The 12,183-nt window shown below is 44.2% G+C and carries 13 protein-coding genes; 8 read left to right on the top strand and 5 right to left on the bottom strand.

Going from position 1 to position 12,183, the window contains the following annotated elements; translation table 11 throughout:
• Positions 1–15: 15 nt before the first annotated feature.
• Entirely contained in the window at positions 16–1,080 is a 1,065-nt protein-coding gene (mutY, locus tag GJU87_RS01230) for an A/G-specific adenine glycosylase (RefSeq protein ID WP_153637848.1), read from the bottom strand.
• Between the two features lie 132 nt (positions 1,081–1,212).
• On the opposite strand from mutY, the gene GJU87_RS01235 reads away from it, so the two are divergent.
• The 4 genes from GJU87_RS01235 (at position 1,213) to GJU87_RS01250 (ending at position 6,131) form a co-directional block, all read left to right on the top strand.
• Positions 1,213–1,497, top strand: a complete 285-nt coding sequence (locus tag GJU87_RS01235) for an HU family DNA-binding protein (RefSeq protein ID WP_025864131.1) — start codon at positions 1,213–1,215, stop codon at positions 1,495–1,497.
• Between the two features lie 226 nt (positions 1,498–1,723).
• Positions 1,724–3,271 (top strand): Rne/Rng family ribonuclease, encoded by a 1,548-nt coding sequence (locus GJU87_RS01240; RefSeq protein ID WP_153637849.1) that lies wholly within the window; start codon positions 1,724–1,726, stop codon positions 3,269–3,271.
• A 111-nt stretch (positions 3,272–3,382) separates the two neighbouring features.
• Positions 3,383–5,404, top strand: coding sequence for a cytochrome c biogenesis protein CcdA (locus tag GJU87_RS01245; RefSeq protein WP_153637850.1), 2,022 nt, complete (start codon positions 3,383–3,385; stop codon positions 5,402–5,404).
• A gap of 91 nt (positions 5,405–5,495) precedes the next feature.
• A complete protein-coding gene (locus GJU87_RS01250) occupies positions 5,496–6,131 on the top strand; it encodes a cysteine hydrolase family protein (protein WP_153637851.1) in 636 nt (211 codons plus the stop codon).
• 84 nt (positions 6,132–6,215) lie between these two features.
• On the opposite strand, the gene map is transcribed toward GJU87_RS01250, so the two are convergent.
• Positions 6,216–6,992, bottom strand: coding sequence for a type I methionyl aminopeptidase (gene map, locus GJU87_RS01255; protein WP_153637852.1), 777 nt, complete (start codon positions 6,990–6,992; stop codon positions 6,216–6,218).
• Positions 6,993–7,108: 116 nt separating this feature from the next.
• Positions 7,109–8,011 (bottom strand): tRNA (adenosine(37)-N6)-dimethylallyltransferase MiaA, encoded by a 903-nt coding sequence (gene miaA, locus GJU87_RS01260; protein WP_228491795.1) that lies wholly within the window; start codon positions 8,009–8,011, stop codon positions 7,109–7,111.
• A gap of 106 nt (positions 8,012–8,117) precedes the next feature.
• On the opposite strand from miaA, the gene GJU87_RS01265 reads away from it, so the two are divergent.
• Both GJU87_RS01265 and smpB read left to right on the top strand, forming a co-directional pair.
• On the top strand, positions 8,118–8,702 hold the full coding sequence (locus tag GJU87_RS01265; protein ID WP_153637854.1) for a Yip1 family protein: 585 nt from the start codon (positions 8,118–8,120) through the stop codon (positions 8,700–8,702).
• 42 nt (positions 8,703–8,744) lie between these two features.
• Positions 8,745–9,200, top strand: a complete 456-nt coding sequence (gene smpB, locus GJU87_RS01270; protein ID WP_153637855.1) for an SsrA-binding protein SmpB — start codon at positions 8,745–8,747, stop codon at positions 9,198–9,200.
• 62 nt (positions 9,201–9,262) lie between these two features.
• Here the strand turns inward: smpB and GJU87_RS01275 are convergent, their stop codons facing one another.
• Positions 9,263–9,994: a 3'-5' exonuclease gene (locus GJU87_RS01275; RefSeq protein ID WP_153637856.1), complete on the bottom strand. Its 732-nt coding sequence runs from the start codon at positions 9,992–9,994 to the stop codon at positions 9,263–9,265.
• An 11-nt stretch (positions 9,995–10,005) separates the two neighbouring features.
• A complete protein-coding gene (gene udk, locus GJU87_RS01280; protein ID WP_106542399.1) occupies positions 10,006–10,623 on the bottom strand; it encodes a uridine kinase in 618 nt (205 codons plus the stop codon).
• Between the two features lie 184 nt (positions 10,624–10,807).
• Here udk and GJU87_RS01285 point away from each other — a divergent pair, with 184 nt between their 5' ends.
• Together GJU87_RS01285 and GJU87_RS01290 are read left to right on the top strand one after the other, a co-directional pair.
• Entirely contained in the window at positions 10,808–11,110 is a 303-nt protein-coding gene (locus GJU87_RS01285) for a Dabb family protein (RefSeq protein ID WP_153637857.1), read from the top strand.
• 81 nt (positions 11,111–11,191) lie between these two features.
• The gene (locus tag GJU87_RS01290; RefSeq protein WP_153637858.1) at positions 11,192–12,181 is read left to right on the top strand and encodes a type I phosphomannose isomerase catalytic subunit; all 990 of its coding nucleotides are present in this window, start codon (positions 11,192–11,194) and stop codon (positions 12,179–12,181) included.
• Positions 12,182–12,183 lie beyond the last annotated feature (2 nt).

Raw genomic sequence — 12,183 nt, forward strand, 5'->3', positions numbered from 1 at the left:
TGAAACGTATAAGCTTTACTGTGATTGAGTTACATGGATTCTATCAGCCAGGTAATTTTCAATTAGTTTCGGTACGGCAAAATTAAAAATATCTTTCAAAAAAACGGGGGTTGCCGGATAATCAACTTTGCCTTTTATTAGTTGTATTTCATAAAAGAACGCGTGTATTTTCCTGTGGCTGAGCAGATGAATAATTTCCTCAGAAATGGAACGAACCTCGATTTGTGCTTCGCTGAAAATCGCCATCCATTCGCCTGATTGCAGAATCTGTTCCGGCAACAGTACGTCATATGATTCAATCAGCGGAAGCTGGTACATGTTTTTCCAGATGTCCTGTCCGTTTCGTTTTTCGAGCCAAGTCGATTTTTCGTCCCTGATAAACAAATAATGCATGTACCGGTCCCTGATTTTGGTCTTTTTTTCTTTCACCGGATGAGCTTCTACACTATTGTTAATATAGGCCTGGCACATTTCGGCTAACGGACAGCTGGCACAATCGGGTTTTTGCGGAGTACATTGCATAGCCCCAAAATCCATAATAGCCTGGTTGAATGTGGCTGGCTCCTTTTTCGGAACCAAATCGTTTGCCAGCTCGGCGAAGAGCTTTTTCCCTTTTGTTGAATTGATGGGTGTGTCGATGGCGTAAACCCGTGACAAAACGCGCAGTACATTACCATCCACTGCAGCATGTGGCAGGTTAAAAGCAATGGAAGCAATGGCTCCTGCGGTGTATTCTCCAACTCCTTTTAATAGTAATAGCTCTTTGTAGGTGTTTGGAAAGCGACCATTGAACTGTTCCATTACCTGTCGGGCAGCCGCAAGCATGTTGCGTGCACGGGAGTAATATCCTAGTCCCTGCCAAAGTTTTAAAACATCATGTTCATCAGCCGAAGCTAATTTAGAAACGTCAGGATATTGTTCAATAAAGCGATGAAAATACGCTGTCCCCTGGCTGATTCTTGTCTGTTGAAGAATGATTTCAGAGACCCAAATCGTATATGGATCACGGGTTTCGCGCCATGGAAGCTCGCGCCCATTGCTTTTGTACCAGTCAATCAGATATTTGGCAAATTTGCTCATTTTTTGTTAAATAAACTAAATTTTAATTCAATGGAACAAAAATAATTGATTTGTATTTCTTTAATCATTCGAAAAAGTCTATCTTTGTTCACCAAAATTTTAAGAAAGAAGTGTATAATTAAATTAATAGCAATGACAAAGGCAGATATCGTAAACGAGATTTCGAAGAACACTGGTATCGAAAAAGTTACTGTACAGAAAACTGTTGAAGCATTCATGGAAACCGTTTCTGGTTCGTTGGTTGATGGAAAAAATGTTTATCTGCGTGGCTTCGGTAGCTTTATCGTTAAAAAGCGCGCTGAGAAAACTGCCCGCAACATCTCAAAAAATACAACTATTATTATTCCTGAACACTTCATTCCGGCTTTCAAACCTGCTAAGTCGTTCGTGAATAAGGTAAAGAATAACGTAAAATAATTTTTAAAGCCTAAAATTATGCCTAGCGGTAAAAAAAGGAAAAGACATAAGATGGCGACGCACAAGCGGAAAAAACGCTTGCGGAAAAATCGTCATAAGAAGAAGAAGTAAATAAGCTTTCGATAATGGCTTAACTATCGGTAAACCTAAAGTGCAAAAGCGCTTTAGGTTTATTGTGTTTAAGCTAAATTTGAAATTATTATTGTTTGTAAAATGAGTTAAGGCCGTGAGTAATGAACTAATTATTGATGTATCACCCTCACACGTAGAAATTGCCTTACTCGAAAACAAAAGACTGGTTGAACTCAACAGCGAGGACAGCAACGCCAAGTTCGCGGTAGGAGACATCTACCTCGGGAAAGTCAAAAAGATTATGCCCGGCTTGAATGCTGCCTTTGTTGATGTAGGCTACGAAAAAGATGCGTTCCTTCATTATTTGGATCTGGGACCTCAATTCCAGACACTGAACAAATTCCTGAAGCTTGCCGGTTCGAAAAAAAGCAAGTTCGTGCCCGTATCCAAAATCCATCCGGATCCGGACATTAACAAAGAGGGAAAAATTACCGAGGTGGTGAAACAAGGCCAGAGTATTCTGGTCCAGATTGCCAAAGAGCCCATCTCTACCAAAGGCCCCCGGTTAACCTCTGAAATTTCTGTCGCTGGCCGTAACATGGTGTTAATGCCATTCAGCGATAAAGTTTCTGTTTCGCAGAAAATTAAATCAACCGAAGAGAAAAATCGGCTGAAAAAATTAATTCAAAGCATTCGCCCCAAACGGTATGGGGTAATTATTCGAACAGCTGCTGAAGGAAAACGTGTTGCAGAATTGGATCAGGAACTAAAACGACTGGTTGCAAAATTTGAAAATGCCATGGCTAAGCTGAGCCGGCATAATGCGCCGTCGTTGGTTCTGGGCGAACTCGACCGTACCATTGCGATGATTCGCGATGTGTATACGCCAGACTTTGGTAGTATCATGGTTAATGACCAGGAAGCTGCCATTGAAATTAAAGATTACCTGGGCACAATTGCCCCGGAAAAGAAAAAGATTGTAAAATATTACAGCGGTCGGGCTCCCATTTTCGAACACTTTGGAATAGATAAACAGATCAAAGCATCTTTTGGTAAAACCGTTTCTTTTAAGAGCGGTGCCTACCTGATTATAGAGCATACCGAAGCATTCCATGTTATTGATGTCAATAGCGGGAATCGCTCGAAAAGCGGAAATCAGGAGACAAATGCCCTGGAGGTTAACCTTGCTGCAGCCGATGAGATTGCACGACAACTCAGGCTGCGCGATATGGGTGGCATTATTGTGATCGATTTTATCGATATGCACGGTAATGAAAACCGTCAGAAAGTTTTCGATAAGATGAAGGAGGCGATGGGTGCTGACCGAACAAAGCACAATATCCTTCCTTTGAGCAAGTTCTGTCTGATGCAGATCACCAGACAGAGGGTGCGCCCCGAGATGAATATTGATACGACTGAGGTGTGTCCGGTTTGTAAAGGAACCGGTAAAGTGACACCGACCGTTCTCTTTACAGAAGAGATCGAACAGCGGGTTAAATTCATCTTCGGTGAGCTGGCAAAGAAAAGATTGACAATTCAGCTGCATCCCTTTGTGGCTGCCTTTTTGACGAAGGGATTTCCTTCGAAAAGGCTCCGGTGGATGTTTGAATTCCGAAAGCGGGTAGTAATCGACGAGGTTGCCTCGCTTAATTTCCTCGAGTCAAAGTATCTCGATGAGAATCAAGAGGAAATTATCTTCTAATAAAAAAAATGAAAACGGCTCGATCATTGGTCACATGATTGAGCCGTTTTTTTTTTATACTTTTGAACTTATTGAAAAATTTAAATACATAAATAAAAGAACTACAACCTGATGAAACGATATATTCTGTTTGCATTATTCCTGGTAGTAAGCTCTTTGCCCGCTTTTTCTCAAATTCTGGAACCGGTAAAATGGACTTATGAGCAAAAGCAGGTGTCCGACAGCGTGTATGATTTGACGTTCAAGGCATCGATCGACCAGGGATGGCATCTCTATTCTACCGATCTTCCTCCCGGCGGACCGGTTAAGACCTCCATTAATATCAAACCGAACGACGGCTTTGAATTAAATGGAAAACTGCAGGCAAAAAGTCCGATGATCAAGAAGTTTGATCAGACTTTTCAAATGGAGCTCGAGTACTATGCGCACGAAGCTGTGTTTGTACAACGCGTAAAACTATTAACCGACAAACCTTTGGAAATAAAGGGCTCAGTCGAGTTTATGAGTTGTAACGACGAAACCTGTTTACCGCCAACCGATAAGGATTTTTCTTTCTCATTTAACGGAGGTAAGAAGGAGGCGGTAGCTGCTCCTGCAGAAGAAAAAACAACTCCTGTTGAGCCAATCGAGCCGTTGGGGACGAAGCATCACGGATTGGGATGGTTTTTCCTTTTCAGTTTTCTTGCCGGTTTGGCTGCCATATTAACTCCCTGTGTATTCCCGATGATTCCGATGACGGTTTCATTCTTTATGCACAGCAGTGAGTCGAAGGTGCGGGCGAAGATGCAGGCATTGGTATACGGCTTTTCAATTATCCTGATTTATACGTTGATTGGAACGATTGTAGCGGTGACGTTAGGCCCGGGTTTTGCCAACTGGCTTAGCACGCACTGGTTACCCAATATCCTCTTCTTTACTATTTTCCTTGTTTTTGCGTTTTCATTCTTTGGCGCATTCGAAATTGTGCTGCCCAGTAGTTGGGTGAACCGCAGCGATCGGAAAGCAGATAAAGGAGGATTTGGAGGCTCATTCTTCATGGCACTCACGCTGGTGCTGGTCTCATTTTCGTGTACTGGTCCAATCGTAGGCGCTATTCTCGTAGAGTCGGCCGGAGGAATGATTCTGAAACCGGTGATTGGCATGTTTGGCTTTGCGATGGCTTTTGCCCTGCCGTTTACGCTGTTTGCCTTCTTCCCGCAATGGCTGAGTAATTTGCCCAAATCGGGTGGCTGGCTCAACTCTGTGAAAGTGGTTCTCGGATTTTTGGAATTAGCTCTTGGACTGAAGTTCCTGAGTATTGCCGACCAAACTTATCACTGGGGAATCCTCGATCGCGAAGTGTATCTGGCGTTCTGGATTGTGATTTTCGCCATGTTGGGATTCTATCTTTTAGGAAAAATGAAGTTTGCGCACGACAGTGAAGTGCCCCACGTGACCGTGCCCCGGTTGTTGCTGTCGATAGTCACCTTCTCGTTCGTGGTGTATCTGATTCCCGGTATGTTTGGGGCTCCGTTGAAAGCAATTTCAGGTTACCTGCCGCCGATGGCCACCCATGATTTCGATTTGCATAAAATCATCAGGGATGAAGTAAAGCTGGTGAACAGTACTAGTGGAACGTACGGCTTCAAAGACGGAGATTCGTCAACGCTGTGCGAAAAACCAAAATATTCCGACTTCCTTGAATTGCCGCATGGCCTGCAGGGATATTTCGATTACGACCAGGGAATGGCTTGCGCCAAGAAACAGCACAAACCGGTATTTATCGACTTCACCGGACACGGATGTGTCAACTGTCGTGAGATGGAAGCAAATGTTTGGTCGGATCCGCGCGTGCTGGAGCGACTCGAGAATGATTATGTCATCATAGCCCTGTATGTGGACGATAAAACCAAATTGCCTGAAAAAGACTGGGTCAAGTCGACCTACGACGGCAAGATTAAAAAGACGTTGGGAAAGAAATATGCTGATTTCCAGATTTCCCATTTTGGCGTGAATGCACAGCCTTATTATGTATTACTCGATAATAACGGAAAGATGCTGACACAGCCAACGGCCCGGGACTTGAATCCCGACCACTTTGTTGATTTCCTGGATAAGGGATTGGCCGAGTATAAGAAGCGAAACGACGAATAAGATACAGTTAAACCCTCCGAAAACCGGAGGGTTTTTCTTTTTTTAGGTCGGTTTATTTTAACTTTACTGAGTTTGTTAAAACGCATGTGTTATGGAACGTCCTAATATTATTTTCTGGAATGTTGATACGCAGGTCGATTTTATGGAGCCCGATGGAAAGCTTTATGTGCAGGGCGCAGAAGAGATTCGGCCGCTTCTTGAAAAAATTACCCGGTTTGCCGGCGAGCACAACTTACGGGTAGTGAACACTGCCGATTATCACCTGGTTAATTCGGCTGAACTTTCCAATCATCCGGATTTTGTGAACACGTTTCCTCCGCATTGCATGGCGGAAAGCAAGGGGGCTATGTACATTCCCGAAACCGACCCGGAACGGCCGATTATTATCGATTGGAACCAGGAGTTAATACTGGATTCCCGTTTCGACAATCCCGAGCGTTTCCGGAATATATTGATCCGGAAAGATGCCTTCGATGTGTTTGCCGGAAATCCTTACACCGAAAAAGTACTTGACATTATTCAACCCGACCGTGTATTTGTTTATGGTGTGACGACCAATGTGTGTGTCGACCAGGCGGTGACCGGTTTGGCAGAAAGAGGCAAGGAAGTATTCGTTTTCTCCGATGCCATTAAAGAACTTCCGAATATTCCTTTACCTTTCGAGAAATGGAAGAAGCTGGGAGTGACGATGATTTCGTTCAGCGACGTAGACAAATATATGGGCTAGTTGGTTATTTCGAAACTATCGAAAACAAGTCATAAAAAAAGGATTGCAAACGCTGCAATCCTTTTCTTTTGCAAAATAATTTTTTCAGGAAATCGGATATTCATCCGAAATATCAGTGAGTACTTCACAACCGGTTTCGGTTACGAGTATCGTATGTTCAAACTGTGCCGAGAGCTGGTCGTCGATGGTGCGGGCAGTCCACCCGTCATGCTTGTCGAGTTTTACACGCGGGCGTCCCAGGTTAATCATGGGCTCAATGGTGAAGGTCATACCCGGGCGTAATTTGGGGCCGCTGTTTTTTCTCGATGAGTGGTCAACCTGAGGGTCTTCGTGGAACTCCACACCAACACCGTGGCCACAGAATTCATATACTACGCTAAACCCTTGCGATGTAGCATAGCGGGAAATCACATAACCAATATTTCCAAGATAGTTGCCCGGACGAACCTGCTGAATCCCTAAATCGAGACAGTGCTTGGTTACATCAATTAGCTTCAATGCTTTGTCGCTCACTTCGCCTACGGTATACATTCTGCTGGTGTCACCATAGTAACCGTCGAGTATCGTCGTTACATCGATATTCAAAATATCACCGTCTTTCAATACAGTATCAGGAGAAGGGATGCCGTGGCAAACTACCTCATTCAGTGAGATACAGCTTGATTTCGGGTAACCGTTATAATTTAAGGTGGCAGGAATCGCGCCGTGGTCAAGTATAAACTGATGAATCAGATTGTCGAGGTGTTCGGTTGAAACTCCTGCTTTAACATGTGGTTCAATGAATTCCAGCGTTTCCGCTGCCAGTTTAGAGCTTTTGCGTATGCCTTCAATTTGTTCCTGGGTTTTGATGCGAATGCTCATATTAATTATGTTCGATAAATTTGCGCAAAATTGGATAAATTCATAATCAATTCAAAATAACAGAAGGTACCTGTCTTTTGTTTTGAATAATATTTTTTGCCAGAAAATCAGGATGATTACGATTGCAGCCAGCGGGTGATTCGTTCTATTTTCTCCGGAAGGGGAGTGTAACCGTCGAGCCAGTGGATGTCGAAACCTTCGCGTTCCATCTTCCGGAACCAGGTCATTTGTCGCTTCGAAAATTGATGAATGGCCGTATTCAAGCTGCGAAACATTTCGTCGTACGTGATTTCTCCAGTGACATACTGCGTCAGGAATTTATATTCCAAACCATAGTAGGTTAGTGATTCCGGCGAAAGCCCACTGACCAGCAGTTTCTCTACCTCCTCAATCATTCCGTTTTCCAGCCGGTCCTTTAATCGTTGCGTGATGCGGCGGCGCCTGGAGTCGCGGTCGAACTTGACGCCAACAATTAGGCTGTTGATTTCGGGGAAGGACAAGTCGATTTCGGGATGTTCCTGGTAATATTCCTCAATTTCGATGGCCCTGACTGCCCTTTTTTTGTTCTCGATGTCGCTGGTGTTGTGCAGTTCTTTGTAGGCGGAAAGAATTTGAGTCAACTCCTCCAGCGACATGGCCTGCAGCTCTTGTCGGCGTGCTTCGTTCACCGGAACCTGGATTAGCTTATAGCCTTTCAGTACCGCCTCGATGTACAAACCGGTTCCGCCGCATAACACAGGAAACTTTTCGCGTTTCTGCATCTTCGCGAAGACGTCCAGAAAGTCCCTTTGGTATTCGAAAACATTGTACTGGTATCCGGCATCCGCAATATCAATCAGGTGGTAGGGTACTAATTCTCCATCAATAATGTATTCCGAAAGGTCTTTCCCGGTACCAATATCCATTCCCCGGTACACCTGCCGGGAATCGGCAGAGATGACTTCTCCATTCAGCGATTTGGCTAAATGGGTTGCTACGGCTGTCTTTCCCGAAGCTGTCGCTCCGAGTATAGTTACCATATTGTATTTTAGTACTGACATTGTATTGTGGAGGAGCCCGATTTAATGATGAAATATTTTGAGAATGTCAAAATAAGTTATTTTTGTAGAATTAAAGGAAGGATTAATGGATTTTAAAAAACTGGTTTCCGGAATTTATGAGCGTAGTAAGGCGCTAATTCTGCAACCAAAGGACGAATGGAAAAACATCCTCGAAGAGAATGTAACCATGAACCTGGTTGTCCGGAATTTTTTGCTGCCCTTGCTTTTGTTGTCCACAGTGGCTTCGTTGCTGGGGCGTATTATACAGAAAGTCAATATCGGGCTGGACGGTAACCTGTTGATGGCGGATGGCTTGCGCGAGTTCTTTGGCTTTTTGCTGTCGGTATATGCCAGTACATATTTGGTCAACGAGTTGGTCAAAAGTTTTGGAGGAGCAAAGAATTTGCGGCGTTCGGCTAACCTGATTATATACTCGTCAGCACCGACATTGATTATTTCGATGGTAACCGGATTGATTCCGGCCTTGTATCCATTGGGTGTACTGGGCTTGTATTCTTTTTACATTTTTTATGTCGGAATACCTGTTTTATTCGAAGATATACCGGAACAAAAACACATTGGATTTTTTATCACATCGGTATTGTTAATGATTCTTGTTTTTGCCTTCATCCGTTATTTCCTGACAACCTTCCTGATGGCATTTGCCTAAACATTAGGCGGTATTTTTGCATTATACTATCAAAGGAGAACGATGGCATTACAACAAAAAATAAATATCAAGAACCGCAGGGCTAGTTTCGAGTACGAGTTTATCGACAAATTCGTAGCAGGACTGGTTTTGTTGGGCACTGAAATAAAATCGATACGGCTGGGGAAAGCAGGTCTTTCAGACGCGTATTGTTACTTTTCGAGGGGCGAGTTGTATGTGAAGAACCTTCATATTGCCGAATATGCCTGGGGAACCCACTATAATCATGAAACGAGGCGTGAGCGTAAGCTGTTGCTGAATAAGAAAGAGTTGCGTAAACTGGAGCGGAAGACCAAAGAGTCGGGTTTGACGATTATTCCCATCCGCTTGTTTATTAACGATCGCGGTTTGGCAAAGCTGGAGATAGCTTTAGCAAAAGGTAAGAAGCTTCATGATAAGCGTGAGACGTTGAAACGAAAAGATGCGAAACGCGAAATGGATCGCATGAAGAAGATGTAAATCTTTTTTTTAACGATATATAATCCTTGGAGGAAATAACCTTCAGGGATTTTTTATTTCACTCAGTTCGGTAAAGCGATTTCCACGGCGTCCGGTGCAATCAGCGGTTCACCTTTGTAGCGAAGCAGCAGCTGTGCTACGGCCAGCGTATCCTTTTCGCAATAGCGGGCAATCCGTTCCAGGTCTCCTTCTTCATAATAGACTGCAGCTACCTGACTTCCGTCGATATCATCTTTGGGAGTCGGAATGTCGAAAACGGCACACAACAGGTTGAGCGACGTGTAATGCTTGTAGTCACCAAACTTCCAAAGTTGCATGGTGTCGATCAGCGTATCCCGGATTTCCCAAGGCTTGGCGCCGGCAATGTCGAGTATTTTCGGAAGCTTTAGTCCATGAATGAGCATGCGGCGGGCAATCCACGGAAAATCAAATTCCTGTCCGTTGTGGGCACAAAGTTTGTGCGTTGGTGTAGCTGTAAATTTATCCAGCATTTCGGCGAAATCAATCAGCAACTGCTTTTCATCGGCACCGTAAAACGATTTCACCCGGTACACGCGTTGCTTGCCTTTCCGGTAGATGGTTCCGGCTGAAATGCAGATGATTTTTCCGAATTCGGCGTAAATGCCGGCGCGTTGGAACAAATCTTCCGGCGAATCTTCTTCAGAACCAATGTTGGTTGCTTTTTTGGTCCATTGTTCTTGCAGCCGTTCGGGCATTTTGTCCAGCGACTGGGTCAATGGAACGGTTTCAATGTCGAGATAAAGTACGTGTTCAGGTTTGAGGTGATCAAGCATAGGTGTTGGTTTTAAGCGTTGTCGTTCAGATGTTTTTCGATGTATTGAGTGATAATGTCGATAGCTACGGTGTTCTGCCCGCCCTGCGGCACAATGATGTCGGCGTAGCGTTTGGTCGGTTCGATAAACTGCAGGTGACTGGGACGAACGGTTTTCTCGTAACGCTCAAGTACCTGTGCCACGTTTCTTCCCCGCTCAATGATATCGCGCTGGATGACGCGTGAAAGGCGCAAGTCGGCTTCGCAATCCACAAAAATCCGGATGTTCATCAAATCGCGCAGCTCTTTCGGGGCCAGACAAAGAATTCCTTCTACGATGATTACCTTTTTGGGTTTGACTGGAATGGTTTCCTCGGCACGCGTACAGGTGAGGTAGGAATAGATGGGCTGTGCAACCGTGTTTCCCGTTTTGAGTTGCCGAATATGTTCGGCGAGCAGCTCAAACTCGATGGCATCGGGATGGTCGAAATTTATTTTCTGTCGCTCCTCCAGCGGAATGTCGCTGTTGTCACGGTAGTAGGCATCCTGTGCCAAAACCTCCACATCGCCTTCCGGAAGGCTTTCAATAATTTTTTTTACCACGGTGGTTTTTCCCGAGCCGGTTCCTCCGGCAATTCCAATAACAAGCATGTTCGCGTTTTAATTGTTCTGTAAATTGTACCAATCAGCCCTTTGCCTGATCCGATCAAATATATCAATCTTCGTTAAATCTGCGGGATCATTTTCGGTGCCTTTTTAAAAAAACTGGCGGTAAAATTATAAAGTATTAATTTCGCAAAAGAAATTTGGAACAACAATAAAAACCATTCTCATTATGATTAACCATACCGTGCTGTTCAAAATGAAAGATTTTGACTCGTCATCGGCTAAGAAAGAGGCGATTGAAAAACTGACGGCAGCTCTTCTCAACTTAAAGAACGAAATTTCCGAATTGAAACACATCGAAGTAAATCAGCACTACACGTTGGATGCGCCGTCCTTCGACATTTGTCTGGTCACCCATTTTGAAAGTATCGACGATTTGGATGTGTATCGCGTTCATCCGGAACATCTGAAGGTGATTGATCTGGTGAAAGAACTGACGACCGAACGGGCTGCCGTCGATTTCAATTTCTGATTTTATTCCTTTCGGGAAGGAAATCAACTTTAGACTCTTTCTACATTTAATCTAAATCATTAACATCCAAAAGCGTAAGACGTGCAAGAATTATATCCATTTAAGTTTCAGCCAATATATAAAGACAAGATTTGGGGCGGTCAAAAGTTGAAACAACTTCTGAACAAGGAATTTTCGCCGTTACCCAATTGCGGGGAATCATGGGAAATATCGGGCGTTCAGAACGAAATTTCGGTTGTTGCCAACGGTTTCCTGACGGGAAATAATCTGCAGGAACTCATCGAGGTGTACATGGGTGAACTGGTTGGTGAGAAAGTGTATGAGAAGTTCGGTTTGGAATTTCCGCTGCTCATCAAATTCATCGATGCGAATGATGATCTCTCTATTCAGGTGCATCCCAACGACGAAATGTCGAAAGAACGACACAACGCTTTCGGTAAAACCGAAATGTGGTACGTTGTTCAGGCAGATGAAGGAGCAGAACTGATTGCCGGTTTCAACCAGGAAGTCGACCAGAAAAAGTACCTCGGACACCTGGAGAAGAATACCCTGATGGAGATTCTCAATACAGAGAAAGTGAAAGCGGGGGATGTGTTCTTCATGCCAGCCGGACGTGTTCATGCCATTGGAAAAGGTATTGTGGTTGCCGAAATTCAGCAAACATCGGATGTTACCTACCGGATTTATGATTACAACCGTAAAGACGACAAGGGCAATACCCGCGAACTTCATACCGAATTCGCGCTCGATGCCATCGATTACACGTTCGAAAAAGAGTACGGCACGCATTATCATTCGCACAAGAATCAGTCTTCCGAGTTGGTGAGTTGCCCGTATTTTACCACGAATTTGCTCGAGTTAACACATTCGGTGGAGCGCGATTACAACGAGCTCGATTCTTTCGTTATCTACATGTGTCTGGAAGGTAATTACGCTATCAGCTGGGGAGAAGAGAAGGCGATGGAAGTCTCGAAAGGAGAAACGATTCTGGTCCCGGCCTCGGTAGAGAATTTCATTCTGGTGCCGAAAGACGGGCAGGAAGTGAAATTACTGGAAGTTTATATTAAGTAAAA

Source organism: Prolixibacter sp. NT017 (assembly GCF_009617875.1).
Lineage (GTDB): Bacteria > Bacteroidota > Bacteroidia > Bacteroidales > Prolixibacteraceae > Prolixibacter.

Excerpts from the sequence above, each read along its gene's own strand:
- GJU87_RS01285 (WP_153637857.1), top strand. The coding sequence starts at position 10,808 with ATGATTAACCATACCGTGCTGTTCAAAATGAAAGATTTTGACTCGTCA.
- GJU87_RS01275 (WP_153637856.1), bottom strand. The coding sequence starts at position 9,994 with ATGCTTGATCACCTCAAACCTGAACACGTACTTTATCTCGACATTGAA.
- udk (WP_106542399.1), bottom strand. The coding sequence starts at position 10,623 with ATGCTTGTTATTGGAATTGCCGGAGGAACCGGCTCGGGAAAAACCACC.
- GJU87_RS01235 (WP_025864131.1), top strand. The coding sequence starts at position 1,213 with ATGACAAAGGCAGATATCGTAAACGAGATTTCGAAGAACACTGGTATC.
- map (WP_153637852.1), bottom strand. The coding sequence starts at position 6,992 with ATGAGCATTCGCATCAAAACCCAGGAACAAATTGAAGGCATACGCAAA.
- miaA (WP_228491795.1), bottom strand. The coding sequence starts at position 8,011 with ATGGTAACTATACTCGGAGCGACAGCTTCGGGAAAGACAGCCGTAGCA.
- GJU87_RS01265 (WP_153637854.1), top strand. The coding sequence starts at position 8,118 with ATGGATTTTAAAAAACTGGTTTCCGGAATTTATGAGCGTAGTAAGGCG.
- GJU87_RS01250 (WP_153637851.1), top strand. The coding sequence starts at position 5,496 with ATGGAACGTCCTAATATTATTTTCTGGAATGTTGATACGCAGGTCGAT.
- mutY (WP_153637848.1), bottom strand. The coding sequence starts at position 1,080 with ATGAGCAAATTTGCCAAATATCTGATTGACTGGTACAAAAGCAATGGG.
- smpB (WP_153637855.1), top strand. The coding sequence starts at position 8,745 with ATGGCATTACAACAAAAAATAAATATCAAGAACCGCAGGGCTAGTTTC.
- GJU87_RS01245 (WP_153637850.1), top strand. The coding sequence starts at position 3,383 with ATGAAACGATATATTCTGTTTGCATTATTCCTGGTAGTAAGCTCTTTG.